The 17,091-nt window shown below is 65.7% G+C and carries 9 protein-coding genes; 6 read left to right on the top strand and 3 right to left on the bottom strand.

Annotated features, from left to right (window positions below):
* Positions 1-60: 60 nt before the first annotated feature.
* On the top strand, positions 61-405 hold the full coding sequence (locus ACIO3P_RS29565; RefSeq protein WP_401854314.1) for a hypothetical protein: 345 nt from the start codon (positions 61-63) through the stop codon (positions 403-405).
* A gap of 523 nt (positions 406-928) precedes the next feature.
* Here ACIO3P_RS29565 and ACIO3P_RS29560 read toward each other — a convergent pair.
* From ACIO3P_RS29560 to ACIO3P_RS29550, 3 genes are all read right to left on the bottom strand, one after another.
* Positions 929-2,989, bottom strand: a complete 2,061-nt coding sequence (locus ACIO3P_RS29560) for a Shedu anti-phage system protein SduA domain-containing protein (protein ID WP_401854316.1) — start codon at positions 2,987-2,989, stop codon at positions 929-931.
* 158 nt (positions 2,990-3,147) lie between these two features.
* On the bottom strand, positions 3,148-5,871 hold the full coding sequence (locus tag ACIO3P_RS29555) for a dsDNA nuclease domain-containing protein (protein ID WP_401854318.1): 2,724 nt from the start codon (positions 5,869-5,871) through the stop codon (positions 3,148-3,150).
* Between the two features lie 189 nt (positions 5,872-6,060).
* The gene (locus ACIO3P_RS29550; protein WP_401854319.1) at positions 6,061-7,173 is read right to left on the bottom strand and encodes a hypothetical protein; all 1,113 of its coding nucleotides are present in this window, start codon (positions 7,171-7,173) and stop codon (positions 6,061-6,063) included.
* Positions 7,174-7,661: 488 nt separating this feature from the next.
* Between ACIO3P_RS29550 and ACIO3P_RS29545 the strand changes: the two genes are divergently transcribed.
* From ACIO3P_RS29545 to ACIO3P_RS29525, 5 genes are all read left to right on the top strand, one after another.
* On the top strand, positions 7,662-9,086 hold the full coding sequence (locus ACIO3P_RS29545) for a hypothetical protein (protein ID WP_401854320.1): 1,425 nt from the start codon (positions 7,662-7,664) through the stop codon (positions 9,084-9,086).
* Positions 9,083-9,901 (top strand): hypothetical protein, encoded by an 819-nt coding sequence (locus ACIO3P_RS29540; RefSeq protein ID WP_329824422.1) that lies wholly within the window; start codon positions 9,083-9,085, stop codon positions 9,899-9,901. The genes ACIO3P_RS29545 and ACIO3P_RS29540 overlap by 4 nt, the downstream gene beginning before the upstream one ends.
* Before the next feature lie 23 nt (positions 9,902-9,924).
* Entirely contained in the window at positions 9,925-14,385 is a 4,461-nt protein-coding gene (locus tag ACIO3P_RS29535) for a hypothetical protein (protein WP_329824421.1), read from the top strand.
* Positions 14,382-15,530 (top strand): Wadjet anti-phage system protein JetD domain-containing protein, encoded by a 1,149-nt coding sequence (locus ACIO3P_RS29530; protein WP_329824420.1) that lies wholly within the window; start codon positions 14,382-14,384, stop codon positions 15,528-15,530. Before ACIO3P_RS29535 ends, ACIO3P_RS29530 begins: the two co-directional genes overlap by 4 nt.
* Positions 15,531-16,765: 1,235 nt before the next feature.
* A complete protein-coding gene (locus ACIO3P_RS29525; RefSeq protein ID WP_401854507.1) occupies positions 16,766-16,924 on the top strand; it encodes a viroplasmin family protein in 159 nt (52 codons plus the stop codon).
* Positions 16,925-17,091: the final 167 nt, after the last annotated feature.

Below are 17,091 nucleotides of genomic sequence, written 5' to 3'. Positions count from 1 at the left end.
TGTTCCCCGAGGCCGGAGTTCCTCAACCCGTCGCAGTCCCCCAGCGGCCCGAACTTCCACGTGAAGATCGACGGGTCACAGAACGTTACGGTCGGAACGCGGAGCAACTTCACGCGGAACAACACTTCGGGCATTGATCCTGCAGTGCTTGCTCAACTCGTTCACTTCGCGACGGTGGCTCGGCAGAGCCTGCCCAGCTCGGGCTTGGACGAACAGCAGCAGGTCGTGGCGGAGCAGCTGTCGCAGGAGCTGGAGGAGGAAGCCGCCGGCGAGGCGCCGGACCGGGGGCGTCTGCGGAGGCTGGGCGATCGCTTGACCGAGGCGCTGACGCCGACTGCGGAAACCGCACTCGGCGGCATGGTGACGGCCCTGGGGCAGCAGGCAATCGCCGCGATTTCCGGCTGAGCATGCTGGCCGGTCCCAGGTGACGGGACCTCGGCTCGGGCAGGTCAAGCACAACCCGCCAGCTCAAGAACAACCCCGCCAACTGAAGTGCAACGTCTCAATGGATGTGACCGAGAACTTTAGTTGGCGAATCATGGTTCTGAGAGGCGCAGGTCGGGAGCGAGTGGAGACTTCTTGTTGGCGAATCATGAGAGGGATAGTTGGCGGATCATGATTGGGTCCGTTCACTCTCCGTGACAGGTAGCAGTTCTACCGGCGATGACATCGGTGAGGCGAATGTCCTGGTTAGCTGATCTTCCGGCCGTACGCGCTGAAGGCAGGGCCTCCTGGTGGCTCGAGGTGAGACCCCAGTCCCCGCGCCGGTGACCACATCGCTTCTGTGAGCGGTTTGCGCGTGTTGCCGCTTGGCCCGCGACTAACAGGATGAGGGCCCCGTCGCGGGCCCTCCGAAACGTCCTGCTCGTGCGACGTCTTGTGGTCCCAATCGCCTTGGTGTTTCCGCTTGGATGCCGTCAGCTGTGTCTCAGCGGTCCTCCACGATGAAGCAGGCCCGTTGGTAGAGCTCGTCGAATGTGATGACTTCGACGTCCTGGATGGATCGCCTGTACTGCTCGAAGGAGGTGATCTTCTCCGGGTTCACCGAGCCGCGATCGGTGAACTCGCTGAGGTTACCGATCACCAGCACTTGTCGGGGGCGGACGGTGGAGATCTCGATGTCGGTCGGGGCGCCGTCGTCCTCGTAGAGCTTGTGCAGCTCTCCGGTGACCAGGCGTAGGGCCTTGTGAGCGGTCTTCTGTACCTGCGCCACTGCGCCGACGACGTCCTTTGAGACCTGGTAAACGTCCGGAGGCCGGTACGGCGTGCTGGCCAGCAGGGGCGTCATATGGGTCTTGATTTCGCAGAGCAGCAGGCTGCTGATGAAGCCCTTGGAGCGCATGACGGCGTCACTGCGCTTTCCCGCCCCGGTGAAGATGTTTGCACCGGTCGTGATGCGCTCCAGCTTCCCGTCGTTCAGAGGTTCGCAGGCCACGAGGTTGAGCCCGTACCCAAAGATCCAGGGATTCTCTTCGAAGAGGCCTTGCCAGACTGCCTCTGGCCCTGCAGTCTGTTGGCGCTCCCGGTCGAAGTACTCCGGATCGGTCAGGAGTTGGCGGAATCGATCGAGTTGCGCCTTGCGGTTGCTGATCAGCCGGATGTCCTTCTCCGTGAGTGCGCCGCCGACGGCTGTCCTGACGGCTTCGAGGAGCGTCGTGCGGTCTTGGTCGGCCAGGAGCCGAGCCAACTCGGCTTCGTCGCCGACGACCAGCCGCAGGCTGCTGCTCTCAGGGATGTCTAGTCCGACGCAGCTCTGGAGGAAGCGGATGACCTTCCAAAAGCTTTCGTGGACATCGCTGGTGTCGACGAGTGCCTTGACGATCTGAGGGGCCTCGGTGCCAGGTATCGCTTCCATGGCTGCTGTCTTCGCAGTCTTGGTCTTGTCCTTTTTCCACAGTTTGATCCTGGGCGAAAGGAGGCCGTCCTTGTTGATGAGGGTGACATGGCACAGCGTGGCCACCTGCGGCCGGTCGTCGAGGAGGAAATCCGTGATCAGGCGGCCTCTGCGTGTGTCGTAGAAGTAGGGGAGCCCTTGACCGCGAATCTCGAGATCTGAGAAGTCCTGCGCCGTGACGTCGAACTCTGTGGACAGCAGGCCGATGCGGAGACGCCGTAGGACAGGGAGAGCGGGCTCGGCTGTCTGGTACCTCCAGTCTGGTGAGACGGCCGGCAGCGGCCCCATGTCGCCTTCGATCACCAGGGTCTGGACGTCCTTGCGCTGGAGACGGGTGAGTACGGCTTCCAGTCGTTGCCAGACCGCGTTGGTGACCGCCTCCGTAAATGCAGGCCGGAGCACGGAGGGCACGGTGAGGACTGCCTCGTACGTGGCGTCCGTCCATCCGTCACCGGGAATGGGGTGGAAGAAGCCGCCGTCGCGGCGCAGCGTCAGTACAGCCGCGCGAAGCAGGTCTCGGGCGACTTCCTCGCCGTCACGGTCGAGGAGGCTGTAGACCTGTCCGAGGACGAGGTCGAGTTTGCCGGTGTCATCGTCATCGAGCGGCAGTGAGACTAGCGGACCTGTGGCCGGTGCGGGGGCTGACGCGTAGACCGGCCGCCCCGATATGAACTTGAAGGGGCGGAGGGTCCAGCCGTCCGGACCGAGGAGGCGATTCAGCTTCACGACGCGTTGGGATGAGTGGTCAACGTCGGGGTGCACCTCGGGGTGCACGGACCGCGCCAGGAAGGCGAGAAGAACCTCGTCAGGGCCGTCGAGGAGTTGGAACTGGGGGTATTCGAAGACCCAGTCGTCAGACCAGTCGAGTGGGTTGTTGATCCGGTGCTGGATGATGTCTTCGCGTGCCGTCGTGAACCGGGAGTCCGTCGACGCCAGCCTGTCGAGGTCGTACAGGGATTCCAGGAAGTCGATCTCGTCGAGCTTTCCCCACCAGGGGCCGCCCTCACCGCACAGGTAGTCGAAGATGCCGCGTCGCGTGAGCGTCGTGATCCTCTGCGTGCTCTGTGGTGCCGGGGAGGCGGCGAACTGCGTCATGCCCCCCAGGATGGATGTCCGTCGACTCACCCGGCAGGCGATTGAACATCCTGGGTCTCTTTCAGACGTACGCAATCCGCTTTCTGAGCATGATCGTTTGGATCGGGTTAGGGGGACATGAACTCCGGCTAGCGCCCGGCATAGCCGGAACCGGGACGTCAACGCGCGGGCGGTCGTTGCCGGGCAGCGAGCGCTTCGATGATCGCCTTCTGACGGCAGAAGTCGGCGGCTTGCTCCGGGGTGGGCTCGTAGCCGGAAAGGCTGTCGATCTCTGCGAGAGCTGCTGGGATGTCGCTGGTGTAAGCGAGAGTGACCGCCCGGTGCGAACGCAGGCCGAAGATCAGTTCTGGCAGATTATGCGTTTCTGCCATAGGCAGGAGTTGACGTTCGAGGATATTCAGGGCCTGCTGCATCCTGCCAGCGTTGACCAGGATGTCAACGACTTCCTGGCCGGAGTCGACTGCCTGGCGCCAAGCACCGGTGATCGAGTACAGCTTCCATGCGGGAATGGCCACGACGGTCTCGGGGCCGCTAGCTACGCCTTGGCGCCGGCGGGACTTGACTGACAGGGAGAAACAGTCGGCGAGCCGCTTGTAGTCGTCGGGTGAGTCGCTGGCGTGGAGCCGTTCCTGCAGGGCGGCGATCGGCCCGTCGAGGTCGTCGAGACTGAGTCCCAGATACGCGCGGTACGCCTCGGCCACCTGTTGTGCCACCACGTCGGCACGGTCGAACTCGTCGGCGTGGTAAAGAGCTTGGGCAAAGCTGTAGCGCAGGGCCCGTTCCTCTGCAGATTCGCTCTCCACTTGCCGGAGGCCGGTGGTGAAAGCCTCCGTCAGGCGACGTACGTCCTTGTCATGGCCGTAGACGATGAACTGGCGGGCGGCCAGCAAAGCACTCTCCCGCGGGCCGATGCCGCTGTCGCCGTTCACGGCAAGTCGTTCCATGGCGCTCACGTGGCGGGCGCATGCCTGCCAGTCGCCGTCATAGTAGGCCCAGGTGACCAGCGTGTTGTGGGCTTCGAAGCGGATGACAGTGTCCCGGGCCAAGTCTTCGGCGGCATCCGCGACCGCGGCGCGGATCTCGCGGGGATAGCCGCTCTCGTAGAAGCCCTCCTCCGAGGCGAGGTCGAGTAGTTCTTCAACCCTGCCTGTCTCGGTCAGCAGGCGCATCCACCGGCCGAGCTGAGGGAGCCCACGCTGCCCTTCCAGCATCTGCAGGAGGGCGTCGCGGACCCTATGGGTGACGCCATTGGGCAGATCGTCTGCGGCGGAAGAGGCCACGGGGCGGACCGCGTCGTGCAGGGTGACCCGGCCGTCAGCGAAGTCCTGCGTGAACCTGCGGGCGGCCAGGTCACGTACAGCCCTCGCTGCGTGAGCGGGCCGCAGGCCGGCCACCTCCGCGAGCCGCTGGAGCTCTGCGACGGCTAGGGGGACTTCCGCGATCGCCAGGAGCGCCGCGACGGTGCGTGCACGCAGTTCCAGGAGGGCGAAGGCTTCTTCCAGAATCCGTTCCTGGGCGGTGCCGGTGGTGTGGGTCTGGGCCTGTAGGGCGTCGCAGAAGGCAGTCCCGTCCCCGGCGTACGCGGTGGACGTCAGATACGCGGAGTTGAGCACGTACAGCGGCAGGCCTGCGGTGAGGGCGAGGACGCGCTGCACAGTGCCATAGTCCACAACGCAGTCTTCGGCGGCGAAGACCGCGGCGACGGTGTCGATGCTCCAGCCCGCCAGCGCCTCGGCGGTAATGCCGAGATGGGCGGCAAGCGGGATCTGCTCCGGCCTGGGGTGGCCGAGCAGAATCAGCCGGGCCGTCGGTAGGGTCCCAACCAGCATCCGCACCTCGTCGGGGGTGAGCTGGTGGACGTTGTCGACGACCACGGCGATCATGGTCCCCGCCTGGGCCAGCCGGGCGTGCACGGCGCGCAGCACGGCGATGCCATCGGCGGCCGGCAGGGTTTCGGCCTCCGGCTGGGACAGATGCCGGGCAGCCAACTCCTGAGCCAGGGCGCCCGGCACGGAGGCCGACGGGATGCCCGCGACGTCGAAGTAGGTGACCGGATGCGGGCAGTGCGTGGCGGCGTGCGCCGCCCATGTCGTCTTGCCAGCCCCGGAGAACCCGACCACCAGCCGCACCGGCTCCTCACTCGCGAGGTCCGGCTCCCCGTCGTGCGGCCGGTAGACACCGGGTAGCTGCGGGAAGGCCTGCAGCTCCTCGACGAACTGCTCGTACAACTGCGGCAGTTTGGTCGCGGCGAACTCCTGGCCGTGGGCTCCGGTGCACGCGTATTGCACGCGGGCGGCGAGCTTCCACACCAAGGTCGCGGCGCTCAGCGACCCGAAAGGGAGCCGCTCGGCCTGCGCGGTGCACCAGTCGAGCAGGTCCGCCAGGTCGCGGCCCGGCACGGGCAGCCACCTCTCCGCCGGGTGTGGCCTTTCCGGTCCAACGAGCGCGACGTCTGCAGGCCAGGGAGCTTGCTGTGTCCTGGCGAGTAGGTCTGGGCCCAGGGCTGCGTTGGTAACGACGATCAGCCAAGGAGTGCCAGCACGTCGACCTGCGGTGTGTTCGGCACGGATGCCGTCGAACTGCTCAACCGCGCCTCGCACGTCACCCCACGTCAGGTTGCCCTCGCGAGTCTTGACCTGTATGTACAGATGCCGGTCGTCGAACACGATCTCGACATCCTCGTCGCGTTCAACTCGCAGCAGTTGCGCTTGGGCCTCCCGCAGACGCAGCAGGCACCCGGCCGCGTATAGATGCTGGTAGGTAAAACCCCGATGCGTCGAGGTGATGCGCCGAAGCTGCTCGCCGTTGAGGACGTCAGTAGCCTCGCGAACACCCGGCGACCCGGCAGCCGGGGCTGCACGGCGCGTTCCGTCTCCCTGCACCACACCAGGGTAGTTGCCCGCACCGACAGCGACGCACGCCGAACGAGACAAGGCGTTCACCGGGACAAGAGGCCCGGCTGCGACCCCGGCCCTGCGGCTGCGTGAGGCCCTGGCCGCGGTTGGCGCCTCCAACGGCCGGCATCGCGGTGTGCACCGGTTCTGCGTTCGCGGGGTCGGTGCACCGCGCGTCTAGCGTCGCTGGCAGCGATTCCGTAGCTCAGCGATGATTGCCCTCTCGTGCGTGTTGAGATCCCCGTCGACGGCGGCGACCCTTTCGGCGGCGCAGACAACGTCACTGAGATCCCCAGGCTCGGCGTCGATGCGGTGCCATACCTCGTCCGGGTCGATGTTGACTACGCTGGCGAGTTGCTCGTCATCGACCTGATGCCGTTCCCGGGCAAGCCGCGTCAGCTGCTGGAATAGCAGGCTCTCGGCGTCAGCGAGCTTGCCGTCCGCGTTGATGACGAGCCACGCGACCCACAGCATCAGCCGTGGGTGCCGCGTACGTCGGATCAAAGTGTCGGCGAGCTCGATCACCTCCGCCTCGTCACGAAACACGGATTTGGCATAGCGTCCCGCAGCCAAGGTCGTGTAGCGGTTCACGAGGACGGTCAGGGGGATCCCGACGCCGGGGATGCCGAATGTGATGATGTTGCGTTGCAGCAGGTGTTTTCCGACAAACGGAAGGCTTTTCGCGGTGGCAAGGACCGGGCCGGAGTAGTACTTCTTGAGGACTTGACGGACCAGGTCGGGGACGAACTTCATGCTGGTGCGCGCGACTTCGCCGGACTTTACGCCGATTGCAACCCGGACGATTTTCATCATGTCTTCGGGATCGTCCACGTCCAGGGGAATCCGGTAGATCACCGCAATGTCATAGGCCAGGCGCATTTGCAGTTGGGTGATGTATGTCAGGTCAACCATGAAGGTGACGAGACCGGCCGGAACAGTGGCGGGGCTGGCGCCACCCAACGACCCGATGGTCGCGGCGATCGTCCCGTTGTAGAGGCTGGAGGTGATCCCGCCTTCAATCATCGCATTCTTTGCCGCCAGCTTGATTTGCTGCCCGACGATACCGTCCGCAGGCACACCTCTGTACTTCTGCTGGAAGTACTCCCAGGTGGCTTTCTCAGCGTATGACCGCAGCGCTTGAGCGCAGAGTTTCGTGAACCAGCCGCCCGACTTGATGTCGCCCGCGCTCAGCCCTTCGACGAACTCCCGCAGTTTGGCGCGCTCTTGTTCGACAGCTTCGCGGTCGGCATCGTCGTCGGCGGTCGCGGAGCCGGGCAGCACTTCGGTCACAGCGGATCTCCTCCCAGGTGGTTCAGCGACCTGCAAGGTTGCCAGATATGGGCAGAGGAGCGGTGGCACCCGCACGATTCCACCGCTCCTCGTTGTGCGGGGTCAGGTTCGACGTCGTCGGGTGAGGTCGGGGACTGCCGTATGGCCGGCCAACTGGTCTCTCAGGTTTCTGTTGGTCTCCTTGAGCCGGTGGTTCTCGATCTCCAGGACTTGGACGGTCCGGGCCATGAGTTGCAGTTGAGTGCGCAGGTCGTCGCGTTCGGCGCGGACTCGGGCCAGGTCCTGCTGCTTGGCCGCGCGGGCCTGGGCGGTTTAGGACGCCACCGGCAGGAGGGGATCGTGGGCCTTGACCAGGCTGAGAAAACCCGAGTTCGGAGTAGTCGTACATGGTTAGTGTGTCAACTGTGCGAGATGAGACCTGGGAGCCTGCTGTCACGGTTGACGAGGGACTCAGCCGCAGAGCGAAGGCGTTGGCATGTACCGCCCCGTTGCACGAGCTCGACGCCCGTAAGGGCATGATCGACTGGGCCGAGGCGAAGACCTATCTGATGGCGGAGATCGCTCTGTACACCATCGACCAGGTCGCGATCACCATGGACTTCGACACGGGCGCCAGTCACCAGCACATCGTGGACCGAGTCCAGCGGTTTGTCGCGCGGCAGGCGTCGCAGCGCCCCGCCAAGGAGCACGCGCGGGTCACGGCCTGGGTGCTGGAGAGTCTGATCAATGTCGGGGACGTGGATCGCGCGTTCCGCCGCCCGTACGGGGCAGTGGACGCCGACGGCGTCTACCGCGTGCACACGTTCGACTTCAAGCTCATCGAGGAGCGCAGGGACGCCACGGGCAAGCTGTACCTGCGTGCCTCGCACGAGGCTCTGAACGTCCTGGTCGGCGCCCTGGACACCGACGTCGAGTCCGCCCAGGTCGCCGCCGAGGTGAAACTCGACAACCTGATCAGGCGGGGCCAGCTGGCAGACGCCAAGCAGGTCGCCGAGCAGGCGCGTATCCGTACGATCCAGTACGGGGAGATGATCCGGGTCCAGCTGGACGCCACCAAGCGCAACGTGCAGGCGGTGGACTGGCAGGAGAAGGTCCCGAAATTGCTCGACGACGCGCTCGCCCACGTCGAGGAACGGGTCAAGGCCGAGCGGGCGATCGCGAAGTACATGGCCGAGGCACGCGACGAGTCGGAGGAGCCCGTGCGCAAGAGTCGGGCGGCGGAACTCGTCGAAGTCGTCGAGGACTGCGTACGACGCCACATCAAGCTCCACACCCACCTCATGGGAGCCCGGGACCTGTTCCGGGAGCAGCAGGATCGCCAGCAGTTCGCCGACACTCCCCAGCGCCAGACCCTCGACCTGTACGGCCACCTCCTCACGCCTGCTCTCGACCTGCCGGTCACTGATGTCTCCGGATTAGCCGACCGATACTTCACGGATTCCTCGGGCCCGGTCGTCCGCGATCTTCCGGACCTGGCCACCCTCGTTCCCCTGCTGCTGCGCCCGGCACCGGAGCGCACGCGGTTCGCGGGAGAAGTCCTCGAACCCGACCTGGAGACGTTGGAAGAGCAGAAGCGCTTCACTGACCGCCAGTGGGAACAGGCCAACGCGCTCCTCGACCTGCCGGACGAAGTACGCACGCTGTCCGATCTTCTAGACGAAGCGGCAGCCCTCGACCCCGAGCTTCCCGAACTCGTAGCACTCCTGGCGTTGCACGCGTACAGTCCGCAAACCGGAACAGCCCTGCGCCGCGGAGATCCCCGGGTCCTGGTGGCCGTGCACGCCGACGTCGGCCTGGACAGTCAGGGCTTCGAGGGAGATGACCTGCTCATCACCACGGCACGGCTCGTGGACTCGGCCACGGCCGACGGCCCGGAACCGACCACGAAGAACACCGGAGGCGACAACCGATGAGCGGGGTCCTCGGCACCTACAGCGAGCACGACGCGGAGGAGGCGGCACGGCTCGTCGGATACGGCCTTCGCCCCAGGCTGCGTCCGCACCGGGACGCCGACTACGCGGCCCTCGTCCGCCGCTATGACGAGGAACCGGCGTTCGAGCAACTCGTGAGAAGGAGCGCGGCAGGCCTCGGGCTGCGGGTCATCGGAATCACCCAGCGTGCCGGTGCCGTCTTCGGGGCTCTGCCGGGCTCGGTGTTCGAGACCAAACTCGATCACTACGCACGGCAGGCGCGCCAGGCCCATCAGCGAGAGGCAGAGCGGGTGCTGCACGGCATCGCCCACCTGGCCATCGCCGCCTGCTGTTTCCCGCGGCCCGAGGACCTCGCCGACGACGGCTATGTCGGCCAGGCCACGGTTCCGACGGTGGACCAACTGGTACGTCACGCGTGCCAGGAACTATCCGAGCGTGTGGCCGGATCGGAGGAGAACAGCGACCCCATGACCGACGCCCTCGAACTGGAGCGTGCCTGGCGCGTGTACTTGCGCAGACCCGAGGCCGGCTCGACCAGCGACGGCCGCGTCGCCCCGCCGTCCACCGAGGCCATCGTGGGCAAGGCCCTTCGCTACCTGGTCGACCAGGGCATGTTGACCGAGACCGAGGACGACGAGCGCCCGGTCAAGGTCTACCGCACGACCAGCCGCTACCAACTCCAGGTCCGCGAACTGGCAGGCGTCCAGGCGTACGACGAGTTGCTGCGCCTAGGTGCCCCCGCAGGACCGGCTGCCGCAGGCATCGTGCGGGTTTCCGATTCCGGCACGCTGTACTGACGGGCTCGGGCATGCAAAACGCGATGAACTACGAGCTCTCCCGGATCCGCCTCTGCTCGGTCGGCCCCGCGGGCGCACGGTTCCAGGATGTGACTCTGGACCTCAGCGGTGCCGGCCGTCCGGTCGCCCAGGAGCAGGCGGATCTGTTCGATTCCGTGACGCAAACACTGCGTCCGTCGCCCGCCAGCGTGCTCTTCCTCGAGAACGGCGGCGGCAAGTCCGTGCTTCTCAAGCTGGTGTTCTCGGTGCTGCTCCCGGGGCGGGGCCTCGTGAAGGGGGCCGACGACCCCCGCCTCCTCGACAACTACGTGCTGGCCCAGGACGTCTCACACGTCGCTCTCGAATGGACGCACGCGGTGAACGGCCGGTCCCTTGTCACTGGCAAGGCGATGGCGTGGAAGAACCAGACAGTCTCCAAGGCCGCCGACAACCTCCAGGAGGGGTGGTACTACTTCTACCCCACCGAGACGCTGGCCCTGGACACCCTGCCGATCACCGACGGCGGACGCCGCTATTTGTCCTTCGACTCCTACCGCAATGAACTGCTCGAACTCAGTGACGAGGACCCCCGTCTGGGACTCGACTGGCCGAAGTCCCAAACCGACTGGACGGAGCGTCTGGCGAAGGTCGGCATCGATTCCGAACTCTTCCGCTACCAGCGGGTGATGAACAAGGGCGAGGGTGAGGCGGTACGCGCGTTCGACCTCGACTCGGACGCGAGCTTCGTCGACTTCCTGCTCAAAGCCGTGATCAAGCAGGACAGCCTGACCGAGTTGGCCAAGCTGGTGTCCCAGCACCTGGACAAGCTCGCCCGGAGGCGGAGCCTGTTGCTGGAGCAGGAGTTCGTGGAGCACACAGTCGAACTCCACGCACCGCTAATCGAGATGTCACGCGCGGAGGCCGAAGCACGGAAGCACGTCCAGCAGGCCGAGGAGGGCCTGGTGAAGTTCGCCGGGCAGCTCAAGCGTCGCGTCCAGGACGACGACACCCGCCTGGGGAAACTGGAGCAGGAGGCGACCCGTCTCGCACGGGAACGGGACGACGCCGCGCGCTTGGCCAAGCGGTGGAGCGCGACCGTGGCCGAGCAGCGACTCAGCCTTGCCGCGATGCGTCTGGAGGAGGCCAGGGCTCTTGTCGCGCGGGCGTCCACGGAGCGGGACGATGCCAACGCCCTGACAGCAGGATGGCAGGCGACGGCCGTCGTACTGCGCCATCAGGAGAAGACCGGCGAGGCGACCCGGCTTCGTGAGCTGGTCAACGCAGGCGAGAAACAGGCCCGCCCTGCCTTCGAGGCGCGTGAGCAGGCCGCCAGGGCATTTGCCGCCGGGCTCTCGGCCCTCGTCCGCAAAGCCGGAACCCGGGCACGCGATGAGGAGGACGCGGCGCGTCAACGTGACGAGGCCGAGGCGAAAGTCCGCGGCGAGCGAGAGGAGTCGCTCAAGGCCGCGACCGCAGCGGAGGCCGAGCGGCAGAGCCTCGTCCAGCGTATGGAGGCGGTCCGTGCAGACGCCCAGCAGGCCGTGGCCGACGGACTGGCAGCCGACACGGAGGCGCTGCCGCAGGCCGCCCAGGACGCACAGCACGCTCTCGAAGCCGCACGCAAAAAGGTCGACGCGCTGACAGAGGAGGCGGAAGCGCTCGCCGAGGAACACATCGAGGTCCAGCGGCTCCTGGACGAGGCGAAGGAGAACGAGGGGAAGGCACGTCAGTCTGCCGAACGCCTCCAGGACAGGCTGGACCAGGCCACGGGTCCCAAGACGGTACTGGAATCCGAGCCACGGCTGACCGAGCTCCTCGACGGCGAACGAGTCGACCTCGACCAGGACGCGCACCTCCTGGTCGAGCGTCTTGCCGGAGCGATCGCCGAAGACGAACGGGAACACGTTGCGCTGCGGATCGAGGAAGCCCGCGACGAGCAAGCCCGGCTGGCCCTGGCCGATGGGCGGCTGCTGCCTCCGCCGGCCGTCGTGACCGAAGCCTGCCGGATCCTGAGGGGCCGGCAGATCGACGCCTGGCCGGGCTGGGAACATCTTGCGGACTACCCCCAGCGCAAGCGCGAGGAGTTCATAGCCAGGGCTCCCCATCTCGTCAGCGGCGTCCTGCTGAACTCCGGTGGTGATGTGAGTGAGGCCCGTGACATCCTCGCCGCGCTGACACCCCAGCCCACCGCTTACGTTGCCGTGGGCACCAGCGAGGCGCTCGAATCCCTACAGGCGGGGCAACCGGACGGCGTCGCGTTCACCCTCCCCTTCCATCCCGCGCTGTACGACCACGACGCAGCCGAAACCGAACACCGGGCCGTTGAGGAGCGGTGCTCCCAACGGATACAGCGCCTCGCCGAGGTCGTGGCCTCCAAAAGCAGGGATGAGGAACTCAGGCACCGGATCGCCACATGGCGGGAGAGCTACCCGCCTGGTGCCCTCGCAGCCCTATCGGAAACGGCTGCTGTGGCCGCCGATGATCTCGTCACGGCGGAGAAACTCACAGCCGACCGACGGCGCGGCGTCACCGACCTGGTCAAGCGGCAGAAACGGAACCGGACAGCGCAACGCACGGCCGCGAGCGAGCGGGACCGTTTGACCGCGGTGAGCGGCAGACTCGACGACATCGCCCAACGACTGACCCAGATCCCGGGATGGTCGGACCTTGCCCGTGCCGCCGAAGTACGACGAGATCAGCAGAACGAAGCGGCTGACCAAGCCCTGATTGCTGCGGACGAACACCGCCGTCTGGCGAAAGAGCACAGGAACACAGCCGGTGAACAACTCCGGATCAAGGAAGACGCGCTCAAGGAACGGGCGGCACTGCCCGGCGCGCAAGGTGTCCCTGACGAGGCGGATACTCCACACGAGCCCATTGCTCTGCTGCGCAACACCTACAAGACCGCATCCGACAACTACGAGAAAGCCGATGTGCCGGACGAGTTGCGCCGAAGTCTCATCCGGGCGGAGGCGGAGGAAACGGAGGCCAGCGACGAGTACTCCACGCTGGACGATGCTCCTCGTGACCAGGCCCACGGACTCCTGCTGACTCCGGAGGCCTCCGACGCGACCACCCGCGCACAAGCCCTACGGCGCGCGGGCCGTAGGCAGAAGGCGGCCGAAGAGGCGGTCGGGAAGGCCCAACTCGCCCAAGGACAGCAGGAGAACGCCCTCAAAGAACGGGAGAGCGAATTCCGGGTGTTCGTTTCGGAGAGCGTGGCCCCCATGCCCCTGGAGCGGCAGCCCCGCGACATCACCGCATGTCAGGAAGCGGTCGAGGAAGCCCGCTCGAAGCAGTCGGTCGCCGTGGACGCGGAGGCTTCGGTGACCTCCCTGCACACAGCGGCCGTCCTGGCATGGGAGGCGGCGAAGGACACCGCCAAGGAGTTCACCATCCTGGCGGAAACCCTCGCGGTTCTTACTCCCGAGGAAGCCGCCGACGAGCCGTTCGCGGATGACGCCGCTGCGGCACGCCACGAGCACCGCCGACTCGACCATGCTAGGAACACAGCCCGGGACGATCTGGCCAGACATGAGCGGAATCTGCGCAAGGCGATCGAGAGGCTGAAGAAGCATGCGGGCGCCGACAAGTACGACTCCCTGAACATCCCCGTCCGTCGCCAGATCCTGATCCTCCCGCCCGAGGAACTGACCGCCCAGGCACGCGGCTGGGACATCCCCCTCACCTCGCGGCTGCGGAGCCTCACCGACGACCTGAACCAGATCAGCAGACACCGGCAAGTGATCATCGATCACCTCAAGGGCGAGGTTGACAAGGCCCTGGCCGTCCTGCGGTCGGCACAGCGCCTGTCCGCGCTACCGCGCTCCCTCGCCGAGTGGGCCGGGCAGGAGTTCATCCAGTTCAACTTCGACAGGCTCAGCGACGAACTACTCACGGCCCACCTGGGACAGGTGGTCGACGAGGCTGCCGCCGGCGTCACCGGCGACGGACGCAAGACGCGGCGCGACGGTCTCTCCCTGCTGCTGCGTGGCGTGCACACAGCCGTCCCCAAGGGATTCCGGGTGTACATACTCAAGCCCGACAAGGTCCTGCGAACGGAGCGCGTACGGGTGTCCAAGGTCAAGGAGATCTTCTCCGGCGGCCAGGAACTCACTGCCGCCATCCTCCTGTACTGCACGATGGCGGCCTTGCGAGCCAACGCCAAGGGCCGCAGACGCGACCGCCACGCAGGCGTCCTCTTCCTCGACAACCCCATCGGACGGGCCAACGCCGACTACCTGCTCGACCTGCAACGATCGGTGGCGGAGGCGCTCGGAGTCCAACTCGTCTACACCACAGGACTCTTCGACGAGAACGCGCTGGGACAGTTCCCCCTGATCATCCGGCTGCGCAACGACGCCGACCTGAGGGCCGCGCGCAAGTACCTGGTCGTGGACGAACTAATCCGCAACCACCTCGACCGTCTCCCTCCCACGGACGGCACCGGACGTCTGTCCGCCGCCAGGGTCTTCACGCGCGACGCGGAAGGTGCCGGAGAATGACGCGGGAGACACCGACTGACGCGACCGCACTGCGCCGACGGGAACGTGAACTCCTCGCGCTCCTGCGACAGTGGGCCAAGGACAACAAGCGCAGAGCCGACACCAAGACGCAGATCCCGCTGGACGCCGTACTGAAGGCCTTCCGGACCATCCGCAACCGCAATCCCGAAGGAGAGTTCGAGCCGGCGGTGCTCGACGGCTGTCTGAAAGTCCTCGAACAGAATGGTCTGATCAAGGCTTTCCAGGACAGGACTCCCGAGACGGTATCCCTGCCGGTCAGTATTTGGCTCCTGCCCGAGGACCGTCCCGTCCGTACCGAAGAACCGATGCCACGCTGGCATCACGAACTGAGCTGGCTCGCCCGAGAATGGCAGCGAGCCACTCCCAAGCAGCGGACCGCCTACACAGCCCTCAACCTGTGGCGCAAGAGTGACCCGGACCTGTTCGCCATACCGATCCGCGAGCGCGCCCTGGAGATCTTCGGCACCTTCGGCTCCGAGGCAGACTTCCCCATGCCCGAGAAGACCTTCGACGAGCTGAAGTCCGGGCCCCTTTTCTCCGATCCGGACCGGCTCGACGAGGTCATCCGAACCTTCCGGCCGCCCCCACCGCTGCTCACGGAAACCTTCCCCCTGGAGGAAGCGGATGGCCGGTACTGGCGGGTCGGCACCGGTGACGTCCTGCTCGTTGTCGAGAACTCGACCACCTGGTGGTCCCTCGTTAAGTGCCTTCCCGAACAGCACCGCCTCGGATATGTCGCGTGGGGACTGGGCGGCACCTTCCGAGCCTCAGTCCGGGCCATCACTGCGGAGCACCGCATCTCGGAGATCCGCTACTTCGGCGACCTGGACCTCAGCGGTGTACGCATTCCGCTGAAGGCCTCCCACACGGCATCGCAACTCGGTCTGCCCGCCGTGCAGCCCACCGAAAAGCTGTACGAAGTGCTATTGGACCTGGGGCGGCCCCGTAACGCCAAGGAGGCTCCGGCCAGTGCGGCGGAGGCCACACAACTGGCGAGCTGGCTTCCCGCACAACACCGCGCGGATACCGTGGGACTTCTCATGGAAGGCAAACGACTCGCTCAAGAATGGGTCGGGTATCGCTACCTGCAACGAAATGCGGACTGGTACGCGGACGTTCGCTGACGGATCCGGACCCTGCGGTACTTCGTACCGTCTGAGTTTCTCCCGCATGACTGGGGGATCTCAGATGCGGATTACCCGGGGTGTGACCGGCCGTCAGAAAGTCTCGCCAGGGACTCTGCACAGCAATAATCGATCTTCACGGTCGATCGCGGCCAGCGCGGCGCGGCGCGACTTCTCCCGGAATGCGGTCCTCATGCCTGGAGCGTCCACCAGGATCGACGTATACGCTCTTGCTGGGCAGGAAGTGGTACTGCTCCCTCTCCGTGACGCGTGCGAGCCCTGCCTGTAACGCTGTGACCAGAATTCTTGGTTGGTAATCATGGTCCGAACCATGCAGGTAAGGAGCCCCTGGAGAATTATGGTTGGTAGATCTTGAGAAGGTTAGTTGGCGGATAGTGATAGCTGGTGTTTACTGCGCGTGAGTGCCAGGCTGTTCGTTGAGCATTGGTGATCTGCCTGCGCCCGAGTCGATGTCCTGGCCCAACTGTTGGGCATATTCGGCGAGGCGTTTCCTCAGGTCGGCGTAGTGTCGAAAAATATCTGGCCGGACGAGGTTGTACCAGGTAGTGTTGCGACGCAGAGCCCATTCGCGTTGGACGTGTTGGGGCTGTTCGGCTTCAATGGGGCGCGGGGCGAAGAGATGCTCGCCTTGTGTGACCTGTACCCAGATGAATGCAGAGGCGTCCTGGCGTTTACGGTCGCCGACCGCCGGTCGAATGGGGCCCGGGATGGGTGGTAACTCGCTGACCAGGGCGTCCCATTCGTCAGGAGGAAGAGCCCAGTCCCTGAGTGCCTCACGGCGGCGCTGGTAGTCGATGAGTGGTCGGTGGGGTGCTCGGAGTTCGGCGCTGAGCTCGCGGAGGACTCGTTCGAATTCGGCCGGGTTGCGTCCTGCGCGCTCCCAGCGTTGGAAGTCGGTGTTGGATCTGAACCGCACGCGGTCCGGGGCGATGCCGAGGTAGGTCGCGGCCTCATCGAGCGGTCCGCCTATGGCCCACTGGACGAGCCGGACTGCAGCGGTTCGACGCAAGACCTTCGGGGCGATTCCGGCAATGGATGCGAAGTATTTTTCATACCAGTCCGGCTCCAGGTATGCCGGGATGTGTTCTGGTCGGTAGTCGTCCCGCAGCGGTGCTCGCAGTCCTTGCGGGCCGCCGATTTTGCGGTAGGTGCGTGTCGATGGCTCTGCCGCGTCTCGGAATCGTCGAGAGCATGATTCTTCATGGCGGGCGTAGATGCGCACCCAGGGCGTGCGTGTCGGCCGTTCTCCGGGGGTGTGGACGAGTTGGGAAAGGTGCTCGGACAGATCGTCTGCTTCGAGCAAGGAGTGTGCGGCGCGTAGGAGTCCGGCACAGGCGATCGGATCACGGGGCGGTACATCGCGCAAGCGATAGTGCTGCAGACCGTTGCTGGTACTCGAATTCCCTGAAGTGGAGTGGACGTACGCGGTCACATGCCCGGCGAGGGTGGTGTCGAGAAGATGCTGCCCTACTGGCCAAGTAGTGGCGATCAGTGCGGTGGCCAGCCGGAGATCCGTGAAGTACTCGGATGCGTCCGCGGC

It is taken from the genome of Streptomyces sp. NPDC087310 (assembly GCF_044744405.1).
GTDB lineage: Bacteria > Actinomycetota > Actinomycetes > Streptomycetales > Streptomycetaceae > Streptomyces.
Note: the sequence above shows the minus strand (reverse complement) of the source record. Positions and strands in the feature narration are given on the sequence as shown.

What these genes read in the sequence shown, in the direction of transcription:
- ACIO3P_RS29560 (WP_401854316.1), bottom strand. Translation starts at nt 2,989, where the DNA reads ATGACGCAGTTCGCCGCCTCCCCGGCACCACAGAGCACGCAGAGGATC.
- ACIO3P_RS29540 (WP_329824422.1), top strand. Translation starts at nt 9,083, where the DNA reads ATGAGCGGGGTCCTCGGCACCTACAGCGAGCACGACGCGGAGGAGGCG.
- ACIO3P_RS29535 (WP_329824421.1), top strand. Translation starts at nt 9,925, where the DNA reads ATGAACTACGAGCTCTCCCGGATCCGCCTCTGCTCGGTCGGCCCCGCG.
- ACIO3P_RS29530 (WP_329824420.1), top strand. Translation starts at nt 14,382, where the DNA reads ATGACGCGGGAGACACCGACTGACGCGACCGCACTGCGCCGACGGGAA.
- ACIO3P_RS29525 (WP_401854507.1), top strand. Translation starts at nt 16,766, where the DNA reads ATGCGCACCCAGGGCGTGCGTGTCGGCCGTTCTCCGGGGGTGTGGACG.